The sequence below is a fragment of the Chelatococcus sp. GCM10030263 genome (assembly GCF_042666455.1).
Lineage (GTDB): Bacteria > Pseudomonadota > Alphaproteobacteria > Rhizobiales > Beijerinckiaceae > Chelatococcus.
Window position 1 is genome coordinate 928,877 of record NZ_JBHTDB010000005.1, and the last position, 23,271, is coordinate 952,147.

A 23,271-nucleotide genomic window follows, 5' to 3' on the forward strand; every position below is an offset into this window, starting at 1 on the left:
TGCGGCAAAACCTTCAGCCTGCGCCCCTACCTCACTCCAGATCGCCTCCGGCGAAGACGTCCGGCGCATCGGCAAAGGCGCCGCCGAAATGCATGCCGGCGCCGTCGATGGTGAAGCGACGGATTTCCTTGGCGTGCTCGCTGCCGCGCATCTTCAGAACCATCAGGCCACGGTGCATCGTCTGCTGCTCCTGGATATAGCGCAGCAGAATGATGGAATCGGTCATCGTCGAGATATGCTGCTCGCTGACACTCTGGCCTCCGATCAAGGACTTGCTCGTCGCCGTGCAGAGGCCGGCGATCTCGCGCTTCTTGATGAAGGACGTCAGGCTGATCAGGAACTCCCGAAACCCTGTATCGGGGGCGATGCGCTCCAGCGCCGAGAGGCTGTCGACGGCAATCCGGGTCGGTCCGAACTCGTCGACGATGCCCTGAATCGTCAGAAGATGATCAGGCAGACCCTGGGCCTCGGGATAGAGGCAGATCACCTTGAGCTTGCCGTCGGCTTCCATCTGCTCGAAATCCACGCCCCATCCGCGAGCGTTGCGGAAGAGCTGGCCGCGACTTTCCTCGAAGCCGAACAGAACGGCCTTTTCGCCGGCCGCGACTCCGCCGCCGAGGAAATTCGTGACGAGCAGGGTCTTGCCGGTGCCCGTCGCGCCGCTGACGAGGGTCACGCTGTCGCGAAAGAAGCCGCCGCCGCACATCTCGTCGATGTCCGCGTGGCCGCTCGTTACCCGCGTCGTGCTCGAATGCTGTTCGAGCCTGAGCGACGAGAGCGGCACGGCGACGACGCCGCGGTCGCTCAACAGCGTGAAGGGCGCCTCGCCCTCGACATGGTGGCTGCCGCGCATCTTCAGGACTTCGATCGTACGCCGCCGCTTCTCGTTGGAAAGCACGTTGCGCAGGATCACGACATTGTCGGCCACGAATTCCTCGAGGCGATGGCGAGTGATCTCGCCGTATTCGCTGTTGCGCTCGGCGGTCATCAGCACCGTCAGTCCGGCCTTCTTCAGCACCGTCCCGATCCGGAAGAGTTCGCGGCGCAAGAGCTTTGGATCGCCGATGAAATGATCGAAGAGCTGGGCGAGCGAATCGAGCACGACACGCTGGGCATTCACACTGCGCGCGGCATGCTGAATGCGAGCCAGCAGCGCGTTCAGGTCGAATTCGCCGATGACGAGCTCGTCCTTGTCGGAGGGGCTCGCATCGACGAAGGCCAGGCACTTTCGCCTGCGCCAGCTGGCCATGTCCCAGCCGAAGCTGCGCATATTCGCGATGATGTCGGCGGGCGGCTCTTCAAAGGTGACGAATACGCCGTTCTCACCATAGGTGGTGATGCCCTGGGCTAGGAACTGCGTGGCAAAGACGGTCTTGCCACTCCCCGGGGTACCGGCCACGACGGTGGTTCGCGCCCGCGGCAGGCCGCCCATCACGAGCTCGTCGAAGGCCTCGACGCCGGTCCGCACGCGTTCGAGCACACCGGCGACCTCGAACTCCTCCTCGGTCATGCGTTCTCTTCCTTCGCTTCGATGCCGAGAAACCGCAGGATCCTGGTCGCATCGCTGAGGTCGCCGATGATCCGCTTCGGACCGGCCGGATGGTCATAGGACAGGGTTGGGGTCGCCAGGATGCCGGCCTCCTCAGCGCGCTGAGGGGCGGTGAGGACGTCGATCACATCGACGGTCCAACGGGAGCCCAGAGTGCTCTCGCGCAGACGGGAGAGGTTCTCCTTCGCCCGGCGCGAGCTCGCGGTGTCCCCTGAGATGTAGAGCCGAAGCAAGAACTCGCCCACTTGGACCCGTATTCCTTTCGGCATTGAGGTCTCGCTCAACCGAGCGCTTTCGGCGAGCCTGGTGCTGGCCGGGGGCGCGGGCTTGCGTGATGACGCTCATCGACGCGGCTCAAGACACCATCACGATATTTTTTTCGCAAAACAAGATTAGGAACTACCAATCACCTTGGTACGTTGATCACTTTCTTGCCTCTTTGGAGCCCGTTCCCGCGTGGCTTTTCCGGCGCGGGATGGTGTCGCGTCCGGTTACGCCGCGTTCGCGCGCCCAGATGATCGCCGCCGACCGGCGATTGACGCCGATCTTGCGATAGAGCGACGAGATGTGGTTGCGAATGGTGTTTCGCGACAGGCCGAGCGTCTTGCTCATCGCTTCGTCGCTTTGGCCTTGGCAGATCAGGTCGAGAATGTCGCGCTCGCGCTCCGTGAGCTCGTCGAGTTCGGCGGAGGGCGGTAGCGGGCTCGTTGCACGGCGCAACCCGGCGAGCTTCTCGACCACGGTCCTGCTGAACCAGGACGTGTCTTCCATGACCGCCTCGATGGCCGTCATCAACTCGTCTTCGGAGCGTTTGCGGTCGCCAATGTCTTGAATGACCCACAGGACGCAGGATTCATTATTGATGGTGACAGTCACGGCGGAGGTGAGGCAATCGATCGTCGCACCGTCCTTGGTCCGCATCTTCATATCGATGCCGTCGATGCTCCCCGTCCGTGCGATAGCGTCCTCGATCTGCCGTTGTGCTGCCCCGTCGTCCCATAGCACGAGCTCCCGCGCGCTACGTCCGATGACCTCCTCGTCCGTGTAGCCGGTCTTCTCGCGGAAGGCCCGGTTGACCTCCGTGATCTTGAAGCCCTTCAGCAGCGCGATCGTCTGCGGCACCGGGGACAGGTGGAAGGATTTCGAGAAGCGTTCCTCGCTGTGCCGCAGCGCAAGCTCGGTTTTCTTCAGCGGATCGAGATCGGTGAAGGTGAACAGCATGCAGCCTTCCGCGCCGATCTGGATGGGTTCACCAGCCACGATGACGAATTTCTTCGCTCCGTCATGGAGCTGGATGCAGGATTCCATCTGCGGAACCGTGCGGCCCTGCTTGAGGCGCTCGAGCGCGAGTTCCCGCTTTTCGGCGTCGGCGAGCACATCGAGCTCATAGGCCGAGCGGCCGACCACCTCCTCGCGCGCATAGCCCGTCATCTCCAGGAAGCCCGCATTGACCCGGACATAGCGCAGGTCCGACAGCCGGCAGATGATGGCGGGCGCCGGATTAGCGTTGAAGGCGCTCTCGAACCGCCGTTCGGCGCGATATTGCTCGGTCAGATCCGTGATGAGGAGAACGATCCGCCGGGGGCCCGAAGAAGATCCGGCCAGGCGCAGGCTGCAGACGGAATGCGTCCAGACCGGATCTTCCTCCCCGGCCTTTCGCACCTCCACCACGATGTCCCGCAGGTTCTCGCCGGCGAGGGCCCGCGCCATGGGATAGGCCTCTGCCGGCAGACGGTGGTTGTTCCTGTAGCGTAGCTCGAATCGCTGCGCATAGTCCTGCCAGGTCTCGCCAAGCTCGCTCTCCGCCTCGGCTCCATGCAATTGCAGCGCAGCATCGTTGACCCAGACAAGATCGCCATACTCGTCGAGGACCAATACTCCTTCCCTCAGGCAGGAGATGATCTGCTCGAACTGATTTGGATCCCGAAACCCGTGATCAACAACCTGATCCATTCATAGACCTCGACCTTTGCTGCTCGTTGATGGAACGCAGCGTCGGCCGGCTTGGTTCCTGTGGACCAGGGGCCTGGTAGTTTTGCACCAAATGACCTCGCGCGCCTGCGCCAAATGGCGAGCGGCAGCGCGATATAGCGATTGCCCCGCACCACGCAAGAGCGTCGTGCCGGGCGGTTTCGCGCCACGCTAGGTGGCTTTTCGGCGATTTGCGCCGGTTCGGAATTCCACCGCAGGAAACGGAGTGGCGGAAAACTTCGGCGCCGGCCAAGATTGCAGCCTCGCGTCGCAGCATTTTGTTACAGTGCCTGGGAATCCACATCGTGCGCAGGGACATGCCTCACATCAACCGGACCATGACGGCGCGCGAGTGGGCCATGCTGCTCGCACTTTCGGTGCTCTGGGGCGGCTCGTTCTTCTTCGCGGGCGTTGCCCTCAAGGAGCTCCCGCCCTTCACGGTCGTTGCGCTGCGCGTCGGCATCGCAGCCGTGGTCCTCAACATCGTCGTACGGGCCTGTGGGCTGGAGGTGCCGCGCAGCCGCGCCGTCTGGGCGGCGTTCTTCGGCATGGGCCTCCTGAACAACGCCATTCCCTTTTCGCTGATTGCCTGGGGCCAGACGCATATCGCCTCGGGGCTCGCGGCCATTCTGAATGCAACGACCCCGCTCTCCACCGTCGTGGTGGCGCATTTTCTGACGCGCGATGAAAAGATGACCGCCAATCGCGCCGCGGGTGTCTTGATCGGCCTCGCCGGCGTCGTGCTGATGATCGGGCCGGAGGCGCTGAAGGGCATCGGCACCAATGTGCTGGCGCAGCTCGCGGTGCTCCTGGCATCGATCGTCTATGCCTTCGCCGGAGTTTACGGGCGACGCTTCAAGGGCATGGCTGTCGCGCCGATGGTGACGGCCATGGGCCAGGTCACCGCCTCGTCGGTGATGCTGGTGCCCGTCGCGCTTCTCGTCGACCGGCCTTGGACGCTTCCCACGCCGAGCCTCACGGCCTCCGGCGCCATCCTATGCTTCGCCGTGCTCTCCACCGCGCTCGCCTATGTCATCTATTTCCGGCTTCTGGCGAGCGCCGGCGCGACAAACCTGCTGCTCGTGACCTTCCTCAATCCCGTCGGCGCGATCCTGCTCGGCTCGTTCGTGCTGGGCGAGAGGCTCGATGCCAATCACTTCCTCGGCATGGCGCTCATCGGCGCGGGGCTCGCCGCGATCGACGGACGCCTCTTGAAGCGGATCATGCAATCCGGCGGCGCCGCCAGGCGCTGACGATGCGTCACCGCAACGGCTCAGGTCCCGCGACGCCTGGACATAGCGCGCCGAGGAACGCGCGACGGCCGCCTTGGCGCCCTGTTCGATCTCGCGATCCCAGAAGCCGGCGTAGATCGCATCGAAATCAAGCGTCGCCAAGCGCGCGGCGATGCGCTCGACCTCGGCCGCCGGCAGCGGCACCTGGTTCGGATAGGACCACATGAAGGAGACATGCTGGCGGTCCGGCATCACGAGCGCCGTATCGCCCGACAGGAGCAGCCGCCGCTCCGCCCAATGGAGCACGGCCGCCCCCGGAAAATGGCCGCCCAGCCGGTGCAGGACGACGCCGGGCAGGATCTCCCGGCTCTCGCCCTCCCAGAAGTCGAGGCAGGGGTCGGGCTGCGCCACCCAGTCGCGGTCGGCGGCGTGAACCAGCACCGGGCAGTCGAACACCCGGCCCCACTGCGCCATCACGCTGTAGTAATGCGGATGCGAGATCGCGACCGCCTTCAAGCCGCCGAGCCCCTGGATGATGTCGATCGTCGCCGGATCGAGCAGGCTGATGCAGTCCCATAGCACATTGCCGGAGGGCGTCCGCAAGAGGAGCGCCCGTTGTCCGATGGCGAAGGAGGGCACGGTGCTCACGCCCATCAGGTCCGGCCGCAGTGCGCGGACCATATTGCAATGGCCCGCAGCCAGCTCCTCCGGCGTCAGCCAGCGCTGACCGGTCTTGGGCACGAATTGCCGCTCGTCCTCGCAGATGAAGCAGCGCGCCGGCGGTGTCTCGCCGTCGGGATATTGCACGCCGCAAGCCGCACAGAGAAAACCAGGCATCTGACCTCCTTCTCCCGGACACGCCAATGCCGCGGAGTGGGATCCGCCCCGATCGGCCGCGCATAGTCGCGTGAAAGCGGGCGGCGGTCGATCCCCTCGCCGCGTCGTCTCGAAAAAGTAAAAAAGCTGAACGTCGTCAAGCTCAAGCTTGGTCGCGGCGGCTTCGTCCGAAGGTCAGGAAGCGCGTCATAATCCTGGCATAAATATCGCTACTGTCGTAGAAATTCTCTCCTGCAGCTGTTCAGAGTTTCCCCTATGGCCTCAGCGCTCCGCGACGGCGTCGCCGGCATCGATCTCACCATGCGCATCACGCTCGGCGTGCTGGCGTTGGCCTCGGGCGTCTATACCTATCTCGGCGTGCGCGATCTGCTCGACGGCTCCGCCCTCATCACCTTCTTCGCGGCGCTCATCTATTCGAGCGCCGTCTCCGTCGCGATCTATGCCTTCTGGTCGTTCCTCATGCGCTTTCTGCCGCATGTGCATGACGTGGGAAGCCGGCTCTGGCTGGGCGCCGCCATGGTGCTCGGCTCGCTGATGATCGTCGCCATGTCGTCGTGGCTGAATGCGGCGGCGCTCGCCGGCTCCGCGGCCATCGAGCAGCATCTCGCGGTGACGCTGCAGGCCTATACGCGCGACCTCGACACCGCCCATAACCGGGCGCTCGCGGCGCAGAGCCTGCTGCCGGACATCCAGCTCGCCTCCACGCGCTTTGCCCGCCTCGCCGAGGCTGAGCGTGGCGGCGCGCTGACCGGCACGGGCGGCTCGGGCACGGTTGTGCAGCTCTTGAGCCAGATGGCGGGCCAGCTCGACGATCTCGGACGCCAGGTGACGGAGAGCGCTGAACGTTCGAAGCAGCTCTATGCGGACGGCGGCACGCAGATCGCCAGGATGCGCGAATTCGTCTCGGGGCAGGGCGACATCAAGGGGCGGAGCGACGCTTTCGGCTCCGAGGCCTTGAAGCTCGTCGGCACGGTCGCCGCGCTCGAACAGACCTCGATGGCGCCTGCCGTCAAACGCGCTGCCGACGATCTGGCGACGGGCTTCATCGCTCCTGCCGCGGATGGACGGACCGCCGATCTCGCCGGCCGGCAGACCGCGGTAGTCGACAATGTCGAAAAAGCGGTGGCCGCGCAGGCGAACGCGCTGTCACAGGCCGCCCAGGCGATCATCGGCAGCGGCCCGGTGGAGCCTGCCCGGTTCCAGCCGCTTTCCAGCGCCGAGGCCGTGCTGCGCTATGCCGGCGACTTCATGCCGAGCTGGGCCGGCGCCATATCGATCGACCTCCTGCCGGCGGTGCTCGTCCTCATCCTCTGCGTGGTCCATGCCGCGATCCGCCGCGAGGCCGACCCCGCCGATGCCGAGACCATGACCGCGGCCGAGCTCATGACCGCCACACGCCTGCTGCGCCAGATGGACGAGGAGCGCCTGGCCGTGGCCGGCCCAGGCGCGGCCGTCGTTTCCGACGACGAGGCCGCGGCGAGCGCCGACCCGCGTGTGACACCGCTTCCAACAGCCTGGGGCACGAAAAAGGAATGAGCGTCGCCACCCCCGAGCCATCGCTGCCGTGGTGGCGCCGCCTCCTCGGCGCGCGCCCGGACGAGACGGTGCTGCGCGCCGTGTTTCACGCGCTGATCGCGCTGACGGTCGTGGTACTCGGCTACGACCTCGCCGAGCGCATGCAGGATCAGGCGCGAAACGTGCCGACGCTTCTGCCGGGCGAAACGCCCGACGTGCAGCCCTTTCTGCCGTCGGTCCGCCGTGACGTCGACACGCCCGGCGATAAGCGTTCCGGCCGCACGCCGACGGACGACCTGCGCAAGCCGATGACGATCGAGCTCGTGGCGGGTGGCCGGATGGAGGCGACCGGTGCGATCACGCCCGGCACCGCCGACCGCTTCAAGGCGGAAATCGACAAGCGCGGCGATTACGTCAAGACCGTCGTCCTGAACTCGCCGGGCGGTTCGGTGCAGGACGCGCTCGCGATCGCCCGCCTGATCCGCGACAAGGGCCTGGACACCGAGATCAATGCGAAGGGCCTTTGCGCATCATCCTGCCCGCTCGTCTTCGCCGGCGGTGTTCGCCGCATCGCCGAGAAGGGGGCTGCCATCGGCGTCCACCAGGTCTTTGCTATCGCGCCGGCGAATGCGCCGTCTCCGCTCAAGCGGGAAGACGGCTTTGCCGAGGCGCAGCGGGTTTCGGCGGAATGCCAGCGCCACCTCGTCGCCATGGGCGTCGACCCGCGCGTCTGGATTCATGCCATGGAAACGCCGCCCGAAAGGATGTTCTATTTCACGCCGGAGGAACTCGAGAGCCTCAAGCTCGCGAGCGGCGCCGCTCCCGCGCCTGCAGCCGCAGCCAAGCGCAGCTGAGAGGCAGCCTCAGTCCTGGAACTGCTTCCACAGGACCATGCGTTCCCTGAGATCGATGGTGCGGCCATCGACGGTGAAGGTGCCGTCGCCGTTGTGATGGAGCCTGCGCCGCTCCTTGCGGTCCGGATCGGTCCAGATCCGCACGGCGCGAAGAATGAACAGATGGTAGCGCTCGACGAGGCTCGTGTCCTCCACCCGGCACTCGATATTGGCCAGGCATTCGCCAATCAAAGGCGCCGCGACGTCGCGGGCCGGCAGCGCCGTCAGGCCGAATTGCGCGAATTTATCGACGGACCGTCCGGAGCAATTGCCGATGTCGACGACCTTTTTTGCGAGATCGACCGTCGGGATGGCGATGACGCATTCGCCGGTGGCGGTGAGCGCCTCATAGCTGTGGTCCCACGGCCCGATCACGCAGCCGATCAGCGGCGGCGCATGCTGCACCACCATGTGAAAGCCCATGGTCATGACATTCGGCCGCTCGCCGTCGTGCGTCGTCACCAGGACGATCGGCCCGGCTTCGAGCAGGCGATAGGCTTTATGGGCGGGCATCTCCTGCATGGCAGATCTCCGGCATGTTCTTCCCTACGGAGGATCGATCGCTCCGGCTCGCATCTTTGGTTCGCCCGGAACAGCGCTTGAGAGAAGAACCCGCCCAAAGCGCCGTCAGCGGCGTGAGCTCACCCTCTCCGTCGCAAAGAGAATGAGCGCGAGGAGCCCGATGGCGCCGCCGGCGGTTGCCGTGCCCGTCCAGCCGCCGGCGTGATAAGTCAGCGTGCCGAGCATGGAGCCGAGCGCACCGCCGATGAAGACGACGGTCATGTAGATCGCATTGACCCGGCCTCGCTTCTCCGCCGGAACGGCGAAGATGATGCGCTGGCTCGTGATCTGGTTGGTCTGCACGGCCGCATCGAGGAGTACCGTGAGAAGGACGAGGGCAACGAGCGCGCCAGCCGCGGCGGCCCAGCCCGTCGCATAGAAGGAAAGGCCGAGCACGGCCATGGCCCCGACGGTCAAGCTGCGCAGGAAGCCGCGGTCCGCAAGGCGCCCGACGACGGGCGCGGCGAGCGCGCCGCCGGCGCCGGCGAGCGCGAAAAGGCCGATGCCTTGCTGGCTCAGGTGGAAGCGATCCGCCAGCATGATCGGCGCTGCCGTCCAGAACATGTTGAAAGCCGCGAACATCAGCCCCTGATAAACGGCACGGCGGCGCAGCACCGGCATGCCGCGCAGAAGCCCGGCCATGGAAGCGAGGATCTCGCCGTAATGCAGGCCGGAGCGTGGCCGATGCCGCGGCATCATGCGCGCGAGCGTCAGGCCGATCGCGACCATGAGCGCTGCCGAGCACCAGAACACAGCCCGCCAGCCGAAACTCGCGGCGATGAACAGTGAAAGCGGCCGCGCCAGCATGATGCCCGTGAGGAGGCCGGCCATGACATTGCCGAGAACACGCCCGCGGCGCGCCTCCGGCACGAGATGGGCGACGAAGGGCAGAAGCACCTGCGCGCCCGTCGAAGAGAGGCCGATGAGGAAGGCGGCGGCGAAGAACGGCGCCGCCGCCGTCGATACGGCCGCGCCGATGAGCCCCACGATCGTGAGCGCGACCGTCGTCAGCACGAGCCGCTTGTTCTCGATGAGATCGGCGAGCGAGACGAGCAGGAACAGCCCGACCCCGTAGCCGATCTGGCCGATGCTGACGACCGAGCCCGCGAGATCGGGGCTGACACCGATCTCCGGCGCGATCGAGGCGATCAGCGGTTGCGCATAATAGAGATTGGCAACGAGGGCGCCGGTCGCGACCGCGATCACCGTCACCAGCCACGGGGAGGGCCCACCAACCTGGGCCGCTCCCGCCTTCACGCTTACACGATCATGCATAGAAAAATCACCGGATCACTCGGGCGGCAGGCGATTGGCGCCCTGGCGCTCGATCATCCAGCCCGGATATTCCGGCGGCAGCGCGCTCACCTGGTCGAGCCGCTGCATCTCCTCTGCAGTCAGCTTGATCTCGGTCGCGGCGAGATTGTCGTCGAGCTGCTCGATCGTCTTGGCACCGATGATCACCGACATGACGAAGGGCCGGTGCAGCAGCCAGGCGAGCGCGATGCGCGCCACCGAAACGCCGTGCGCCTCGCCGATCTTGCGCATCGAATCGATGCAGGCGAAGGCGCGGTCCTTGTTCACGGGCGGGAAATCGAAGGAGGCGCGACGCGCGCCTTCCGGGCCGTTGCCGTCGCGGTCGTATTTGCCGGAAAGGAGACCACCGGCGAGGGGGCTCCAGACCATCAGGCCGAGACGCTCGGCTTCGAGAAGTGGGGCGATCTCGCGCTCCAGATCGCGGCCGGCGATGGTGTAATAGGCCTGCAGTGTCGCAAGCCGCGCCCAGCCCTGCTTCTCGGCGATGCCGAGCGCCTTCATGATGGTCCAGGCCGACCAGTTGGACACGCCGACATAGCGCACATGGCCCTGCCGGACGAGGTCGTCGAGCGCGCGTACCGTCTCCTCGATCGGCGTGACGCGGTCCAGACCATGGATCTGATAGAGATCGATGTAGTCGGTGCCGAGGCGCTTCAGGCTGGCCTTGACCGCATCCATGATGTGGCCGCGCGAGGCTCCGCGGTCGTTCGGCCCTTGCCCGACCACGCCCAGCGCCTTCGTGGCGAGCACGATATCCGAGCGCTTGCGGCCCGAATTGACGATCGCCCGCCCGGTGATCTCTTCCGAAAGGCCCTCGGAATAGACATCCGCGGTGTCGATGAAATTGACGCCCGCATCGAGCGCGCGCGCCACGATGCCGTCGGCGACGGATTGGTCGAGCGTGCCGATCGCGGTCCATTGGCCGCCGCGCCCGCCGAAGGTCATGGTGCCGAGGCACATCTCCGACACGAGCAGGCCCGTGCCGCCCAAAGTCTTGTAGCGCATGACATCACCTCGTCGAATGAGGACGTCCGGAGCGGCGATCGCCGTCCGGTTCGTCCGGTTGCTTGAGCTGTGTGAACCGCGTCGGTTCGAGCCGGCGCTTCGGCCGGAAGAGGTCGGCCTTCTGGCTGCCGAGAATGTAGGCCGTGTTGGAGGCCTGATAACCGCCGCTCTGCTCCACACGCCATTTAGGACAGCTAAACAATCACGGCAGTGCGATGAGGACTGGCAGACAAGCGCTATCATTTGCATCGTTTAGCGCAGAACGCTATGTGACGAGATCGTCTGTTTAGAAGGGCTGATCAGTCCGATGGCACGCGCAGATCCCTTCGACGGCCTGTCGGAATTCCTGGCGATCGTTCGGCGCGGCAGCTTTCGGGGGGCAGCGACCGAACTCGGCGTCACGCCGGGCGCCGTGAGCCAAGCTTTGCATGCGCTGGAGCGACGGCTCGGTCTGCCGCTCTTTCACAGGACCACCCGCCGCATCGCCCTCACCGAGGCCGGCGAGACGCTTCTCGCACAACTGCGGCCGGCCGCCGAGACGATCACGAGCACGCTCGACGACCTGACGCGGTTGCGAGCCCAGCCTTCCGGGACCCTGCGGCTCCTGGTCCATCGCATGGCCCTGCCGCATGTGATGGAGCCGATCCTGCCCGCCTTTCGCCGTGCCTATCCGGACGTGAAGGTGGAGATCGCCGTCGACGACGGACAGGTCGAGGTGGTCGGGGGCGGCTATGACGCGGGCATCCGCATCGGCGAATTCATCGACGGCGACATGGTGGCAGTGCGCGCGTCGCCGGCTTTCAGCTGGGTGGTTCTGGGCTCGCCCGGCTATTTCGCCACTCACGGCCGGCCGCTCGTGCCCGAGGATCTCGCCCGTCACGAATGCGTTCGCTTCCGCCTGCCGGGCAACGGCAAGGTCTATCGGTGGGAATTCGAGCGCGACGGCCAGGCCCTGACGATCGACCCGCCCGGCTCCATCCTCGTCAACGATGCATCCTTGCTGCGGTCGCTTGCGCTGGCGGGCATGGGCCTCATTTATACCGCGAGCCTGCTCGCCGCCGCGGAAGTGGCGGCGGGCCTGCTCGAGCCCGTGCTCGTGCCCTTCGCGCCGGCACGGGACGCCTTGTTCATCTGCTTTCCGCGCTCCAGCCGCAACCAGCCGAAGCTGCGTGCCTTCGTCGAGATGGCAAGGCTGGGCCTCCTGTCCGCCGAGACCGGCCATCAGCCTGTCTCCGCCGCCGCCGCTTTGCACCGCTAGCCATTCCCATCGCGGCCTTGAAGGCTGCGCATCCGCCTTGCATGGCCCGATCAGAAATCTTGATCGCTCCGGTTAGATCATATCATTTCGTAGACCCCCGGGACCGTATTAGATGTCCGGGAGTTCCACGCTGCAGCCGGGACGCGTCGCGCATTCCGGAGGCGGCGTGTTTCCGTGCGCAGAGTGTGGCGATGCGTCGATCCGCGAATCTCGCGGGCCGGCTGGCGCCGTCACGAAAGCCGCCACTCCAGGCGCGTATTCATATGCGCGTGTTCCACATCAGTAGGGGAGGCCGTTCATGGGCCGCTATTTGAAACAGGGCAAGGACGCCGCCGCCCGTGCGGAGGTCGATCGCAAGGTGCGTGAGACAGTCGAGACGATTCTCGCCGACGTCGAGGCTCGCGGCGACCAGGCGGTGCGCGAGCTGTCGGAAAAATTCGACGGCTGGAGCCCTAAGGAGTTCTTCCTGTCGCCGGCCGACATTCGTGCCGCGATGGATCAGGTCGCGCCGCGCGATCGCGACGATATCGCCTTCGCCCAGGCGCAGGTGCGCGGCTTCGCCGAGAGGCAGAGGGCCAGCATGCAGGATCTCGAAGTCGAGACCATGCCGGGCGTCATCCTCGGTCATCGCCACATTCCGGTGAATGCGGTCGGCTGCTATGTGCCGGGCGGGCGCTATCCCATGGTCGCCTCCGCTCATATGAGCGTCGTCACCGCCAAGGTGGCCGGGGTCAAGCGCGTCATCGCTTCCGCGCCGCCGCATCGCGGGGCGCCCCATCCGGCGATTGTCGCGGCGATGAGCATGGGCGGGGCGGACGAGATCCTCGTGCTCGGCGGCGTCCAGGCGGTCGCCGCCATGGCGATCGGCACCCAGAGCATCCGCCCGGTCGACATGCTCGTCGGTCCCGGCAACGCCTATGTCGCCGAGGCCAAGCGCCAGCTCTTCGGCCGCGTTGGCATCGATCTCTTCGCCGGTCCGACCGAGACCCTTGTCATCGCCGACGAGACCGTCGACGCCGAGATCTGCGCGACCGACCTCCTCGGGCAGGCCGAGCACGGCCCGACGTCGCCGGCGGTGCTCATCACCAATTCCGAAAAGCTCGCCCGCGAGACCATGGCCGAAGTGGAGCGGCTCTTGTTGGTGCTGCCGACCGGCGATGTGGCGCGCACGGCCTGGAACGACTATGGCGAGGTCATCGTCTGCGACGGCTACGAGGACATGCTGGCCGAGGCCGACCGCATCGCTTCCGAGCATGTGCAGGTCATGACGGACCGGGACGACTGGTTCCGTGACACTATGACGAATTACGGCGCGCTCTTCCTCGGGCCGCGCACCAATGTCGCCTATGGCGACAAGGTGATCGGCACGAACCACACGCTGCCGACCAAGAAGGCGGCGCGCTATACGGGCGGGCTCTGGGTCGGCAAATTCATGAAGACATGCACCTGGCAGAAGGTGACGACCGACGAGGCCTCCGCCAAGATCGGTGAATATTGCTCGCGCCTGTGCATGCTCGAAGGCTTCGTCGGCCATGCCGAACAGGCCAATGTGCGGGTGCGCCGCTACGGCGGCCGCAATGTCGCCTATGGGGAGGCCGCGGAATGATTGCGCTGCCCAAGACGCCTTCCTTTCGCCTCGACGGGCGGCGCGCGCTCGTGACGGGCGCCGGCCGGGGCATCGGGCTTGCCGCTGCCACGGCGCTCGCCGAGGCGGGTGCGGAGGTCGTGCTCGCCGCCCGGTCGGCCGCCGAGATCGAGGCGGCTGCGGGCGCCTTGCGCGAGGCGGGCTATTCCGCCTCCGCCCTGCGCCTCGACGTGACCGACATCGAGACCGCCGCCGAGACGATCGCTGCTGCCGGGCCCTTCGACATCCTCGTCAATAATGCCGGCACCAATCGGCCGAAGCCGATGACGGAGGTCAGTCGCGACGATTTCGATGCGGTGATGGACCTCAATCTGCGCGCTGCCTATTTCGTGGCGCAGAGCGTCGCCAAGGGGCTCGTCGCCGCCGGCCGGCCCGGCTCCATCATCCACATGTCCTCGCAAATGGGGCATGTGGGGGGCGCCGGCCGAACGATCTATTGCGCCTCGAAACACGCGATCGAAGGCTTGACCAAGGCGATGGCGATCGAGTTCGGGCCGGCTGGCATCCGCGTCAATTCGCTATGCCCGACCTTCATCGTCACCGACATGACGCGGCCCTTCTTCGAAGACGAAGTGTTCAAACAGTTCGTCTTGTCGAAGATCAAGCTCGGCCGGCTCGGCGAAATCGAGGACTTGATGGGGCCCGTCGTCTTCCTGGCCTCCGATGCCGCGCGGCTGATTACCGGGACGGCTCTTCTCGTCGACGGCGGCTGGACGGCCGAGTGAGGCGGCGGCTCCCCCCAGCCGCCGCCTCTGTCCGGAGGGGTTACCCCTCTCCCCCCTCCAGCTACTTGATCGCCTGCGGGTTGATCGGCGAGCCGGCGGCGCCGGGCAGATGCAGCGGCGGTGCGGTGAAGAAGAACTCGTAGACCTTGTCCTCGGCACAATCGGCGGCGAGTTCCTTCACATAGAAGATCTCGCCCATCGAGATGCCGATCGCCGGGATGACGACCCAGTGCCAGGGCTGGTTGGCATCCCGCGTTTCATTCGGGCGCACCTCGCAGCCCCAGGTGTCCGAGCAGATCGCGGCGATGTCCTTCTCGCGGATCCAGTAGCAGGTCTCGAAGGCAAGGCCGGGCGCATCGCCGCCGGCATAGCCGCTCCAGTCCTGCCGCGCCAAGCAGCGCTCCTGCTGGCCGGTGCGCACGATGACGAAATCGCCCTTGCGGATCGCGACGCCCTGAGCCTTTGCACAGGCGTCGAGGTCGTCATTGGTGATGGCATAGCCGTCATCGAGCCAGTCGACTCCTTTGAAGCGGGCGATGTCGAGCAGCACGCCGCGTCCGGCCATCTTGTCGCGGACATGCTCGATGCCGAGCTTCTTGGCGCCGCGGGCATCCACCAGCCGCGCGTCATAGCCGTTGTACATCTTGTCCTCGAGGAAGATGTGGCAGAGCGCGTCCCACTGGGTCGAGGCCTGGCACGGCATGTTGATGGCGTCGTCCGCATAGCGGAGATAGGGCGCCGGCTCGTCCTGACGGCCCGCGGCGGCATCCGTGCCGGTGGCGAGCATGGTGTGGATCGGGTTCCAGCGGCCGCCGAAGAGCCCGGACTGGATCGGCTCCTTCAACGACAGTCCGAGCGCGAAGACCTTGCCCTTGCGAATGAGGCCGGCGGCTGAAACGATATCGTCCGGCGTGACGTTGTTCAGCGTACCGATCTGATCGTCCGCGCCCCACCGCCCCCAATTCGAGAGCTTGTCGGCGGCTTGCAGGATGGCCTCGCGGTTGACCGGCTGCGGCATGGGGGCGTTCTCCGTCGGGTTGCTGTGACGCATTAATTTATCGTATGAAAAATAATCTCGACAGGATGTCAACGCACGTTAGTCCAGGGCGCACTTGCATTGGGGCGCTCGACCGTGTAATTTATCGATCGATAAATCAGGAGGACGCAGATGCCCGCGCGCGGCTTCAACCATCTTTCGGTCGGCTCCAGGAACATGGAGGAATCGGTGCGCTTCTACGAGCGGCTGTTCGGGATGGAGCGACTGCCCACCTATAATTTCGGTTTCAAGACGCAGTACTTGCGTTGTGGCGATCTGCAGCTGCACATTTTCGAGCTTGATGACCAGGTGCCCATGTACCAGCACTTTGCCATCGACGTCGACGACTTCCACGCCGTCTACGACGAGGCGAGGGCGCTTGATGTCCTCGACAACAAAACCTTCCGCAATTCCGTCAACGAACTGCCCGACGGCTCGGTGCAGATGTATCTGCGCGATCCCGGCGGCAATCTCGTCGAGGTCGACTGGCCTGATGTGACGACCCTCGACCGGACGCGCATTCCACATCTGAAGAACCTCGGTGATTTCGCGGAACAGCGCGGCGAGGCGCTTGAAGCCTCGCTCTACTACGACCGGCCACAGATGCGCGGCGGCGCCAAGGCCGACTGAAGACGGAACCGGGCTCCCAACCGACGGCATCGTCGCGTTCGGGCCCAAGACGGAGACGATTGTGACCGACGATTACGAAGCCCTGCTCGCGCGCGCCCGCGCATTGGTTCCGGTCCTGCGTGAGCGGGCGGAGCGAACCGAGGATTTGAGAGGGCTGCCCCCCGAAACCGAAGCCGACCTGCACGAGGCGGGCCTGTTCCGCATTCTCCAGCCGCGCAGAGTAGGTGGTGCGGAGCTCGATTATGTCGCGCTCGTCGATTTCGCGGCAGAGCTCGCGCGCGGCGATGCCTCGGTCGGCTGGAACCTCGCCAATCTCGCGAGCCACCACTGGATGCTCGCCATGTTCGGCGAGGAGGCGCAGGACATCGTCTGGAACGAGAGCCCCGACACGCTTATCGCCTCCTCCTTCATCTTCCATGCGGGACGGGCGACGAAGACCGAAGGCGGCTACCGTCTTTCCGGCCGCTGGCCGTTTTCCTCGGGCGTAGAGCCGAGCCTATGGAACATGCTGGCGGCGGTGGTGACGTCCGAGGACGAGGCGGACGCCAGCGAATATCGCATTTTCCTGGTCCACAAACGCGACTATCGCATCATCGACACCTGGGACAGCGCCGGGCTGCGCGGTACGGGCTCTCACGACGTCGAGGTCGGCGACATCTTCGTGCCGGAGGAGATGACATTGCCGGTGTCGGCGCTCACCGGCGGGGCGACCCCCGGCAGCAGCGTCAATCCGGGGCCGCTCTACCGCTTGCCGGTCTTCGCGCTCTTTCCCTTCGTGCTGTCGGGCGTCGGGCTCGGCAATGCGCAAGGATGCCTCGAAGACTATGAAGCCTCGGCGCGGGTGCGCGCCTCCACCTATAATCGCGCCAAACTGGCCGATCTGCAGTCCACCCAGATCAAGGTGGCGGCGGCTGCCGCGCGCATTGCGGCGGCACGGCGGATCATGCGCGGCATCTGCATCGAAGCGATGGCGGATGCGGCGCGCGGGCGGGTGCCCGATCTCCTCGAAAAGACCGCCTATCGCCGCGATGGGGCTTTCTCGGTCAATCTATGCACCGAGGCGGTGTCGCTCATCTTCGGCGCAAGCGGTGCGGGCGGGCTCTATCGCAGGGGCACCCTGCAGCGCCAATTCCGCGACGGCTATGCCGTCAATGCCCATATCGCCTTCAATTTCGATGCGGCGGGATCCGGTTACGGGCGCGTGGCGCTTGGCCTGCCGTCCGAGAATCCGACATTGTGAGCGGGCTGTGAGCAACTCCGGAGATCCCCCGGGCGAAATGCCTGATCCACGCCCCGGCATCGATCCGCACGATTTTCGCCGCGCGCTCGGCTCTTTCGGCACCGGGGTCACCGTCATCACGGCCGTGGCCGGCGACGGCCGCCGTGTCGGCCTCACCGCCAATTCCTTCGCCTCGGTGTCGCTCAGCCCGCCGCTGGTGCTCTGGAGCCTGGTGGTGCATTCGCCGAGCCTGTCGGTGTTCCAGGAGGCCGGCTATTTCGCCGTCAATGTGCTCGGCCGGCATCAGGAGCATGTCGCGCGCCACTTTGCGAGGTCGGCGGCGGATAAATTCGCCACCGTCGCCTGGACGCCGGGGCGCGGCGGGGCGCCGCTCATCGACGGCAGCGTCGCGCGCTTCGAGTGCCGCAATACCGATCGCTATTACGGGGGCGACCACGTCATCTTTCTCGGCGCGGTGGAATCCTATAGCTACGATGATCGAGAGCCTCTCATCTTTTGCCGCGGGGCCTTCGGATCCTTCACCCCTACAGTGGATGTCACCCCTTCCGGATCATGAGCACAGCCGAACCCGACGTCAGCCCGCCACGCCCCAAGCAGAAACGCCGCTCGCCCGACGAACGCCGGGCCGAGTTCATCCGCAAGGCGGCGGAGTTCTTCGCGGAAGAGGGGTTCGGTGGCGGCACGCGTGAACTCGCCCGCACGCTCGGCGTCACACAGCCGCTGCTCTACCGCTATTTCCCCAGCAAGGACAACCTCATCGAGGCGGTCTACCGCACGATCTATCTCGATCGCTGGCGGCCGGAATGGGACGATCTCCTGCGCGATCGGACGCTGCCCATTCGCGCCCGCCTGCAGAATTTCTATGAGGCCTATACGGACGCGATTTTCACCCGCGAATGGATCAGGATCTATCTCTTCTCGGGATTGAAGGGCGTGGAGATCAATCGCTGGTATGTCGGCGTGGTCGAAACACGCATCCTCACGCGGATCATCGAGGAATACCGCCACGAGGCCGGCCTGCCGCCGCAGGAGACGCCCACCGCCGCCGAACTCGAACTCGCCTGGGTGCTGCACGGGGGTATCTTCTACTATGGCGTGCGCAAATACATCTACGGCTCGCCGGTGCTCGAACAGAAGTCGCGCATGATCGCCAATGCACTCGATGTATTTCTGGAGGGCATTTCTCGCGTCTTCGGCACCAATGTGAAGGTGCGTCCGACGGCGGTGCGCCGCCGGCCCGATGTCGAGCAGTGAGCTCGCGGGTGCGTCTCAGACGGCTTCGATCCGGCCGCTTGCTGCCGAGCGGGTGATCGCTTCGAAGGCGCGGACATTGGCCAGCATCTCGTCGAGGCTGACGGGATAAGGCGCCTCTCCGGCGAGCGCACGGGCGAAGCTCTCGATATTGGCGTGCACATTGCCATAGGGTGGCGCAAAGGTCGTGACCGGCGCCTCGCCCCGGCGGACGCTCGTCACGTCCCAGCCGGCCGGGCTCTCCGGATGCGCGCGATCGCGGATCTCCATCCACCCTTCCGAGCCGTAGACGGCGAGCCGACCGACGAAGGGCGTGGTCAGGATGGCGGTAATCAGCGCGGTGGCGCCGCTTTCAAAAGCGAGGGTGATGGCGAGCGTATCGCCATTGGCGAAGCGGGTAGCGCGGGTGGAGAGCCGCGCCCAGACTTCCGCCGGGCGGCCGAATAGGGCGACCGAGAGATCGACCAGATGGATGCCGGTGGCCGACAACGGCCCGACCGGAGCTTCCGTGGCCGACAGGCGCCAGTTGTCCGGCGGCAGGGCAAGAAACTTATCCTGACTGAAATTGCCTTCGAGAAGCAATGCGGTGCCGAATTCACCGGCGGCGAAGCGACGGCGCATGTCGATCACCGCCGGCTCGAAACGTCGCTCGTGGCCGATGCCGAGTTGGACGCCCGCCGCCCGCACCGCCGCAATCGCCCGGTCCGCCTCGGCTGCGGTCGTGCACAGGGGCTTCTCGCAGAAGACATGCTTGCCGGCCGCGGCCGCCGCAGCGATCTGCCCGGCATGGAAGCGGTGCGGCGTGCAGAGCACGACCGCGTCGATGTCGTCGCGCGCCAGCGCATCCTCGAAATGCGACGACACTGCAAGCCCGCTCGCCGCCGCCGCGCCGCGCCCGGCCTCGTCGGGATCGACGCCGAGCACGAAGCGCAGGTGCTCGCTGCCCGCCATTTCGCGCAGGATCGTGCGCCCCCACCAGCCGAGCCCGACGATCGCGGCATTGATCATGACTGGATCCTCCGGTGATTGATTGCGCCCCGCACTCCCGCCGAGATCGTCAGGAAAGGCCGAGGAACGGGGCGACGGCGGCGTGAAAGGCAAAACTGTTGTCGACATTCGGCAGATGCGCGGCGTCGGGGATCTGCACGAGATGCGCGCCGGGCGTGGCGGCCGCCATGGCGCGCATTGCCTCGGGCGGTGCGCCCTGGTCCTTCTCGCCGACCACATAGAGCACGGGAATGCGGATCCGCGGCAGGTCCTTCAGGTAGTCGAGCCGCTTCAGCGCCTCCGCGCAGCCCGCAAATCCCACCGGCGAGGTGGCGAGGAACATGGCCCGAAAGCGCGCTATTTGCTCGGGATTCGCCTTATGATAGCGGGCGACGAACCAGCGCTCCAAGGTGCCGTCGACTATGGCATCCAGCCCGCCGGCCGCGATGGCGGCGAGGCGCTCGTCCCAGCTGCGCACGAAAGGCTCGGGTCCATCGGCGCGCGCATCGCAGCACACCACGCGCTCGAATCGCCGCGGATGATGAATGGCGAGCCCGAGCGCCGTCATGCCGCCGAGCGAGAGGCCCATGAGGGCGGCGCGGTCGATGCGGAAATGATCCATGAGCGCAAGCACGTCGCCCGTCAGATCGGCGAATGAATAGGGGCCGGGCGGCGCCTCGGACGCGCCATGGCCGCGGGTGTCATAGGCGAGGATCCGGTAGCGTCGGCCGAGCCACTCCATCTGCGGCTCCCACATCAGGGTCGAGGCGCCGAGCGAGTTCGACAGGACGATCCAGGGCGCGCCTTCGCTCGCGCCGCAGACGCGGGCGGCGAGCCGAAACCCGCCGCGATCCACTATCACGGGCTCACTCATAGCGCGGCCTCGATTCCGGCGGGCGCATCCGAGAGGCGCGGCATCACCTTCTCGGCCATCAGGATCATGGAGCGGCGGCCGAGGTCGCGGTCCTTCCAGTCCTTGCCGGCATAAAGCATCGTGCCGAAGGTGCCGACTTCCTCCTGGAACCCTTGAATGTCCTCGGCGACCTTGTCCGGCGTGCCGTAGATGATGAGCCGCTGGCAGATGCCCTCCAGGGTGACCTCCTCGTCGGGCTGATCGCGATGGGTCTTGAAGAGCTCGACCCGGCCGTTCTTCTTCATCTTGGTGAAGAGCGAACGGTAATAGGCCCAATAGGGGCCCTCCGGATCCATGGCATAGGCCTTTGCGGTCGCCATATCGTCGGCGACGAAGACGCTCTTGGCGACACGCCAATTGGCGGGGTCGGCCGCGCGGCCGACGCGCTCGCAGCCCTCCACATAGCGGGGCCAGTGGCTGCGCACCCATTGCGGCATGAGGAAATTCGCCGAGATCGGCTCCCACCCGCGGGCCGCTGCCTCCGTCACACCCTTCGAGAAGGGGGCGACGGCGGTGACCACGATGGGCGGATGCGGCTGCTGGAGGGGGCGTGGCAGGTAACCCTGGCCGATCTCCTTCATGGCCGTGCGGGCGGTGGAGACCGTCCAATATTTGCCTTCGATGTCGTAGGGCGGCTCACCCGCCCAGATGGCGAGGATCGTGTTGATCGCCTCCAGGAACATGCCGTTGCGGTCGGCATCGAGATTGCCGAACAGTTCCGCGTCGGACAGAAGGCCGCCAGGGCTGATGCCGAAATTGAGCCGGCCGTCGAGCATGTGGTCGAGCATGGCGATCTGGGCGGCGACGGTCGCCGGATGGGCATTCGGCAAGTTCACCGTGCCGGTACCCAGGCGGATGCGCTTCGTGGCGGCGGCGATCCAGGCGAGGAAGGCGACACAGGAGGTGATGTTCTCCGCCTGATCGGTGACATGCTCCCCCACATAGGCCTCGCTGTAGCCGAGTTCGTCGGCGAGCAGGAAGGCCTCGCGATCTTCGGCGAGGCACTGGCGCCAGTCCTTGCCGAGGGGGTGGATCGGCATGGTGAAGAAGCCGAGCTTCATCGCAAGTTCCTCAGCATAGGGGCGGAATGACCGGAGCCTAGGACGCGAGGGTCTGTCGACGAACTAATAATTTCTACTCTTTCCCATTAGAAAAGGTGAAACGCCCTCAGCGCGTGAGACCGGACTTGGCCGCAATCACGCGACAGACGGCCGCTGTGTCCTGGTCGGCGAGCCCGGACGCCAGGGCCTCGTCGTAAACGGGCCCGCTTGCCGAAAACAGCGGGGTTTCGCAGCCGAGTTCGCGGGCGAAGGCGCCGATCACGGCCATGTCCTTCTGCCAGGTCGAGACGCGCATGGTTGCGGGCTCGTAGCAGTTCTCGGCCATCATCGGTGCCCTGACCTCGAACATGCGCGAAGTTCCGGCGCCGGCGCCGATCACCCGGACCACCTCATGCGGATCGAGCCCGGCCTTCATGGCGAGCACCATCGCCTCGGCGGCTGCTACATTGTGGATGGCGACCAGAAGATTGGCGACGAATTTCATGCGGCTGCCGTTACCGAAGACACCGACGTCTTCGGTGCTGCGGGCGAAATCGCCGAACAACGGTCGAAGCTTGGCGATCGCGGTGGGATCGCCACTGGCGAGCACGACGAGATCGCGCATCTTCGCCTGCGCGCCGGTGCCGCTCAAGGGGCAATCGAGCGCCTCATGGCCGCCACCCTCCACGATCTCCCGGAACTTGAGCTTGTCGGCGAGTGCCAATGTGCTCGTCTCGACGACGACGCGCGGTTCAGCGCCCGACGACGCGATTTCGGTGGCGACCGCGGCTGCCGCCGCTGGGCTCGGTAGGCTGGTTAGCACTACCGGCGCTGCCCGGGCGACGGCGGCGGCACCGTCGGCGATCTCGACGCCCGCCGCCGCGAGCTCGGCCCGCCGTCCGGGATCGAGGTCGCTGCCGACGACCGTCCAACCGCGCTCGACAAGATTGCGGGCGATCGCGCCGCCCATGATTCCGAGGCCCACGATACCGACAGTTCCGCCCATGATGCCCCTCGTGCTGCTGCGGACTCGCATCTGTTGCGATCCGTCTCCATCGAGAATAATGATCAATCGATAACTTGGGTCAACGGCGCTGTAGCCCGGCGATAGTCTGCCCGTCCGAGCCGCGGTGGTTTCGCGCCAAAGTGATCCGGACAATTTTGATGGCACGCCGGTGCCGCGCGATGGAGAGAATGATGCCCGTATTGTCGTTGAAACAGGCCGATGAAATCGCCAATGTTGCGCTGGCATGCGGACGCGAGCGAAGCTTTGCGCCGCTCACGGTGGTCGTGCTCGATGCGGGCGGCCATGTGATCGTCGCCAAGCGGGAGGATGGCTCCGGCATTCTCAGGATCGAGATCGCGACCGGCAAGGCCTATGGGGCACTCGGCATGGGATTCGGCAGCCGGGAACTCGCGGCGCGTGCGGCCAAGATGCCCGGCTTCTTCGCCGCGCTCGGTCCCGTCAGCCAGGGTCGCATGATGCCGGTACCGGGCGGCGTCCTGATCCGCGACGGGGCAGGAGAGGTGATCGGCGCAGTCGGCATTTCCGGGGATACGTCGGATAACGACGAGATCTGTGCCGTCGCCGGGATCGAGGCCGCGGGTCTGGCGGCCGACACTGGCGGCTGAGCTCCCTAGGCGACGACCCTCATGGCACGGAAGCTTT

General features: G+C 65.9%; 22 protein-coding genes. 11 read left to right on the forward strand and 11 right to left on the reverse strand.

Going from position 1 to position 23,271, the window contains the following annotated elements; translation table 11 throughout:
- Positions 1–31: 31 nt before the first annotated feature.
- The 3 genes from kaiC to ACFQU1_RS14500 form a co-directional block, all read right to left on the reverse strand.
- Complete coding sequence (kaiC, locus tag ACFQU1_RS14490; RefSeq protein ID WP_378133682.1) at positions 32–1,510, reverse strand: circadian clock protein KaiC; 1,479 nt, start codon at positions 1,508–1,510, stop codon at positions 32–34.
- Positions 1,507–1,794 carry a circadian clock KaiB family protein gene (locus ACFQU1_RS14495; RefSeq protein ID WP_378133684.1) on the reverse strand — a complete coding sequence of 96 codons (288 nt, stop codon included), beginning with the start codon at positions 1,792–1,794 and terminating at the stop codon, positions 1,507–1,509. Before ACFQU1_RS14495 ends, kaiC begins: the two co-directional genes overlap by 4 nt.
- Before the next feature lie 178 nt (positions 1,795–1,972).
- On the reverse strand, positions 1,973–3,502 hold the full coding sequence (locus tag ACFQU1_RS14500; RefSeq protein WP_378133686.1) for a PAS domain S-box protein: 1,530 nt from the start codon (positions 3,500–3,502) through the stop codon (positions 1,973–1,975).
- A gap of 335 nt (positions 3,503–3,837) precedes the next feature.
- Here ACFQU1_RS14500 and ACFQU1_RS14505 point away from each other — a divergent pair, with 335 nt between their 5' ends.
- The 3 genes from ACFQU1_RS14505 (at position 3,838) to ACFQU1_RS14515 (ending at position 7,958) form a co-directional block, all read left to right on the forward strand.
- Positions 3,838–4,773, forward strand: a complete 936-nt coding sequence (locus tag ACFQU1_RS14505; RefSeq protein ID WP_378134072.1) for a DMT family transporter — start codon at positions 3,838–3,840, stop codon at positions 4,771–4,773.
- Positions 4,774–5,844: 1,071 nt separating this feature from the next.
- Entirely contained in the window at positions 5,845–7,125 is a 1,281-nt protein-coding gene (locus ACFQU1_RS14510) for a hypothetical protein (RefSeq protein WP_378133688.1), read from the forward strand.
- Entirely contained in the window at positions 7,122–7,958 is an 837-nt protein-coding gene (locus tag ACFQU1_RS14515; RefSeq protein WP_378133690.1) for an ATP-dependent Clp protease proteolytic subunit, read from the forward strand. Before ACFQU1_RS14510 ends, ACFQU1_RS14515 begins: the two co-directional genes overlap by 4 nt.
- A 9-nt stretch (positions 7,959–7,967) precedes the next feature.
- Here the strand turns inward: ACFQU1_RS14515 and ACFQU1_RS14520 are convergent, their stop codons facing one another.
- The 3 genes from ACFQU1_RS14520 to ACFQU1_RS14530 form a co-directional block, all read right to left on the reverse strand.
- Positions 7,968–8,519 carry a flavin reductase family protein gene (locus tag ACFQU1_RS14520; RefSeq protein WP_378133692.1) on the reverse strand — a complete coding sequence of 184 codons (552 nt, stop codon included), beginning with the start codon at positions 8,517–8,519 and terminating at the stop codon, positions 7,968–7,970.
- A gap of 105 nt (positions 8,520–8,624) precedes the next feature.
- Complete coding sequence (locus ACFQU1_RS14525) at positions 8,625–9,833, reverse strand: MFS transporter (protein WP_378133694.1); 1,209 nt, start codon at positions 9,831–9,833, stop codon at positions 8,625–8,627.
- Between the two features lie 15 nt (positions 9,834–9,848).
- Positions 9,849–10,877: an aldo/keto reductase gene (locus ACFQU1_RS14530; RefSeq protein ID WP_378133696.1), complete on the reverse strand. Its 1,029-nt coding sequence runs from the start codon at positions 10,875–10,877 to the stop codon at positions 9,849–9,851.
- A 307-nt stretch (positions 10,878–11,184) separates the two neighbouring features.
- On the opposite strand from ACFQU1_RS14530, the gene ACFQU1_RS14535 reads away from it, so the two are divergent.
- From ACFQU1_RS14535 to ACFQU1_RS14545, 3 genes are all read left to right on the forward strand, one after another.
- Entirely contained in the window at positions 11,185–12,135 is a 951-nt protein-coding gene (locus ACFQU1_RS14535; protein ID WP_378133698.1) for a LysR family transcriptional regulator, read from the forward strand.
- Positions 12,136–12,433: 298 nt separating this feature from the next.
- Positions 12,434–13,741: a histidinol dehydrogenase gene (gene hisD, locus ACFQU1_RS14540; protein WP_378133700.1), complete on the forward strand. Its 1,308-nt coding sequence runs from the start codon at positions 12,434–12,436 to the stop codon at positions 13,739–13,741.
- Positions 13,738–14,505 carry an SDR family NAD(P)-dependent oxidoreductase gene (locus ACFQU1_RS14545; protein WP_378133703.1) on the forward strand — a complete coding sequence of 256 codons (768 nt, stop codon included), beginning with the start codon at positions 13,738–13,740 and terminating at the stop codon, positions 14,503–14,505. The genes hisD and ACFQU1_RS14545 overlap by 4 nt, the downstream gene beginning before the upstream one ends.
- Before the next feature lie 61 nt (positions 14,506–14,566).
- On the opposite strand, the gene ACFQU1_RS14550 is transcribed toward ACFQU1_RS14545, so the two are convergent.
- The gene (locus tag ACFQU1_RS14550; RefSeq protein ID WP_378133705.1) at positions 14,567–15,523 is read right to left on the reverse strand and encodes a cyclase family protein; all 957 of its coding nucleotides are present in this window, start codon (positions 15,521–15,523) and stop codon (positions 14,567–14,569) included.
- 150 nt (positions 15,524–15,673) lie between these two features.
- Between ACFQU1_RS14550 and ACFQU1_RS14555 the strand changes: the two genes are divergently transcribed.
- The 4 genes from ACFQU1_RS14555 (at position 15,674) to ACFQU1_RS14570 (ending at position 18,665) form a co-directional block, all read left to right on the forward strand.
- A complete protein-coding gene (locus ACFQU1_RS14555) occupies positions 15,674–16,171 on the forward strand; it encodes a VOC family protein (RefSeq protein WP_378133707.1) in 498 nt (165 codons plus the stop codon).
- Between the two features lie 61 nt (positions 16,172–16,232).
- Positions 16,233–17,411 (forward strand): acyl-CoA dehydrogenase family protein, encoded by a 1,179-nt coding sequence (locus ACFQU1_RS14560; RefSeq protein WP_378133709.1) that lies wholly within the window; start codon positions 16,233–16,235, stop codon positions 17,409–17,411.
- A 37-nt stretch (positions 17,412–17,448) separates the two neighbouring features.
- Positions 17,449–17,967, forward strand: coding sequence for a flavin reductase family protein (locus tag ACFQU1_RS14565; RefSeq protein ID WP_378133711.1), 519 nt, complete (start codon positions 17,449–17,451; stop codon positions 17,965–17,967).
- A complete protein-coding gene (locus tag ACFQU1_RS14570; RefSeq protein ID WP_378133713.1) occupies positions 17,964–18,665 on the forward strand; it encodes a TetR/AcrR family transcriptional regulator in 702 nt (233 codons plus the stop codon). The genes ACFQU1_RS14565 and ACFQU1_RS14570 overlap by 4 nt, the downstream gene beginning before the upstream one ends.
- Before the next feature lie 15 nt (positions 18,666–18,680).
- Here the strand turns inward: ACFQU1_RS14570 and ACFQU1_RS14575 are convergent, their stop codons facing one another.
- From ACFQU1_RS14575 to ACFQU1_RS14590, 4 genes are all read right to left on the reverse strand, one after another.
- On the reverse strand, positions 18,681–19,670 hold the full coding sequence (locus tag ACFQU1_RS14575) for a Gfo/Idh/MocA family protein (RefSeq protein WP_378133715.1): 990 nt from the start codon (positions 19,668–19,670) through the stop codon (positions 18,681–18,683).
- A gap of 49 nt (positions 19,671–19,719) precedes the next feature.
- The gene (gene pcaD, locus ACFQU1_RS14580) at positions 19,720–20,523 is read right to left on the reverse strand and encodes a 3-oxoadipate enol-lactonase (protein ID WP_378133717.1); all 804 of its coding nucleotides are present in this window, start codon (positions 20,521–20,523) and stop codon (positions 19,720–19,722) included.
- Positions 20,520–21,623 carry an LLM class flavin-dependent oxidoreductase gene (locus tag ACFQU1_RS14585; RefSeq protein WP_378133719.1) on the reverse strand — a complete coding sequence of 368 codons (1,104 nt, stop codon included), beginning with the start codon at positions 21,621–21,623 and terminating at the stop codon, positions 20,520–20,522. Before ACFQU1_RS14585 ends, pcaD begins: the two co-directional genes overlap by 4 nt.
- A gap of 106 nt (positions 21,624–21,729) precedes the next feature.
- On the reverse strand, positions 21,730–22,608 hold the full coding sequence (locus tag ACFQU1_RS14590) for an NAD(P)-dependent oxidoreductase (RefSeq protein WP_378133721.1): 879 nt from the start codon (positions 22,606–22,608) through the stop codon (positions 21,730–21,732).
- 191 nt (positions 22,609–22,799) lie between these two features.
- Here ACFQU1_RS14590 and ACFQU1_RS14595 point away from each other — a divergent pair, with 191 nt between their 5' ends.
- Positions 22,800–23,234 carry a heme-binding protein gene (locus tag ACFQU1_RS14595; RefSeq protein WP_378133723.1) on the forward strand — a complete coding sequence of 145 codons (435 nt, stop codon included), beginning with the start codon at positions 22,800–22,802 and terminating at the stop codon, positions 23,232–23,234.
- Positions 23,235–23,271 lie beyond the last annotated feature (37 nt).

Bases quoted from the DNA above. Each gene is read 5' to 3' on its own strand.
- ACFQU1_RS14500 (WP_378133686.1), bottom strand. From the start codon at position 3,502: ATGGATCAGGTTGTTGATCACGGGTTTCGGGATCCAAATCAGTTCGAG.
- ACFQU1_RS14590 (WP_378133721.1), bottom strand. From the start codon at position 22,608: ATGGGCGGAACTGTCGGTATCGTGGGCCTCGGAATCATGGGCGGCGCG.
- ACFQU1_RS14575 (WP_378133715.1), bottom strand. From the start codon at position 19,670: ATGATCAATGCCGCGATCGTCGGGCTCGGCTGGTGGGGGCGCACGATC.
- ACFQU1_RS14520 (WP_378133692.1), bottom strand. From the start codon at position 8,519: ATGCAGGAGATGCCCGCCCATAAAGCCTATCGCCTGCTCGAAGCCGGG.
- ACFQU1_RS14545 (WP_378133703.1), top strand. From the start codon at position 13,738: ATGATTGCGCTGCCCAAGACGCCTTCCTTTCGCCTCGACGGGCGGCGC.
- hisD (WP_378133700.1), top strand. From the start codon at position 12,434: ATGGGCCGCTATTTGAAACAGGGCAAGGACGCCGCCGCCCGTGCGGAG.
- ACFQU1_RS14505 (WP_378134072.1), top strand. From the start codon at position 3,838: ATGCCTCACATCAACCGGACCATGACGGCGCGCGAGTGGGCCATGCTG.
- ACFQU1_RS14530 (WP_378133696.1), bottom strand. From the start codon at position 10,877: ATGCGCTACAAGACTTTGGGCGGCACGGGCCTGCTCGTGTCGGAGATG.
- ACFQU1_RS14565 (WP_378133711.1), top strand. From the start codon at position 17,449: ATGCCTGATCCACGCCCCGGCATCGATCCGCACGATTTTCGCCGCGCG.
- ACFQU1_RS14525 (WP_378133694.1), bottom strand. From the start codon at position 9,833: ATGCATGATCGTGTAAGCGTGAAGGCGGGAGCGGCCCAGGTTGGTGGG.
- ACFQU1_RS14555 (WP_378133707.1), top strand. From the start codon at position 15,674: ATGCCCGCGCGCGGCTTCAACCATCTTTCGGTCGGCTCCAGGAACATG.
- ACFQU1_RS14585 (WP_378133719.1), bottom strand. From the start codon at position 21,623: ATGAAGCTCGGCTTCTTCACCATGCCGATCCACCCCCTCGGCAAGGAC.
- ACFQU1_RS14515 (WP_378133690.1), top strand. From the start codon at position 7,122: ATGAGCGTCGCCACCCCCGAGCCATCGCTGCCGTGGTGGCGCCGCCTC.
- ACFQU1_RS14595 (WP_378133723.1), top strand. From the start codon at position 22,800: ATGCCCGTATTGTCGTTGAAACAGGCCGATGAAATCGCCAATGTTGCG.
- ACFQU1_RS14570 (WP_378133713.1), top strand. From the start codon at position 17,964: ATGAGCACAGCCGAACCCGACGTCAGCCCGCCACGCCCCAAGCAGAAA.
- ACFQU1_RS14550 (WP_378133705.1), bottom strand. From the start codon at position 15,523: ATGCCGCAGCCGGTCAACCGCGAGGCCATCCTGCAAGCCGCCGACAAG.
- ACFQU1_RS14510 (WP_378133688.1), top strand. From the start codon at position 5,845: ATGGCCTCAGCGCTCCGCGACGGCGTCGCCGGCATCGATCTCACCATG.
- kaiC (WP_378133682.1), bottom strand. From the start codon at position 1,510: ATGACCGAGGAGGAGTTCGAGGTCGCCGGTGTGCTCGAACGCGTGCGG.
- ACFQU1_RS14535 (WP_378133698.1), top strand. From the start codon at position 11,185: ATGGCACGCGCAGATCCCTTCGACGGCCTGTCGGAATTCCTGGCGATC.
- pcaD (WP_378133717.1), bottom strand. From the start codon at position 20,523: ATGAGTGAGCCCGTGATAGTGGATCGCGGCGGGTTTCGGCTCGCCGCC.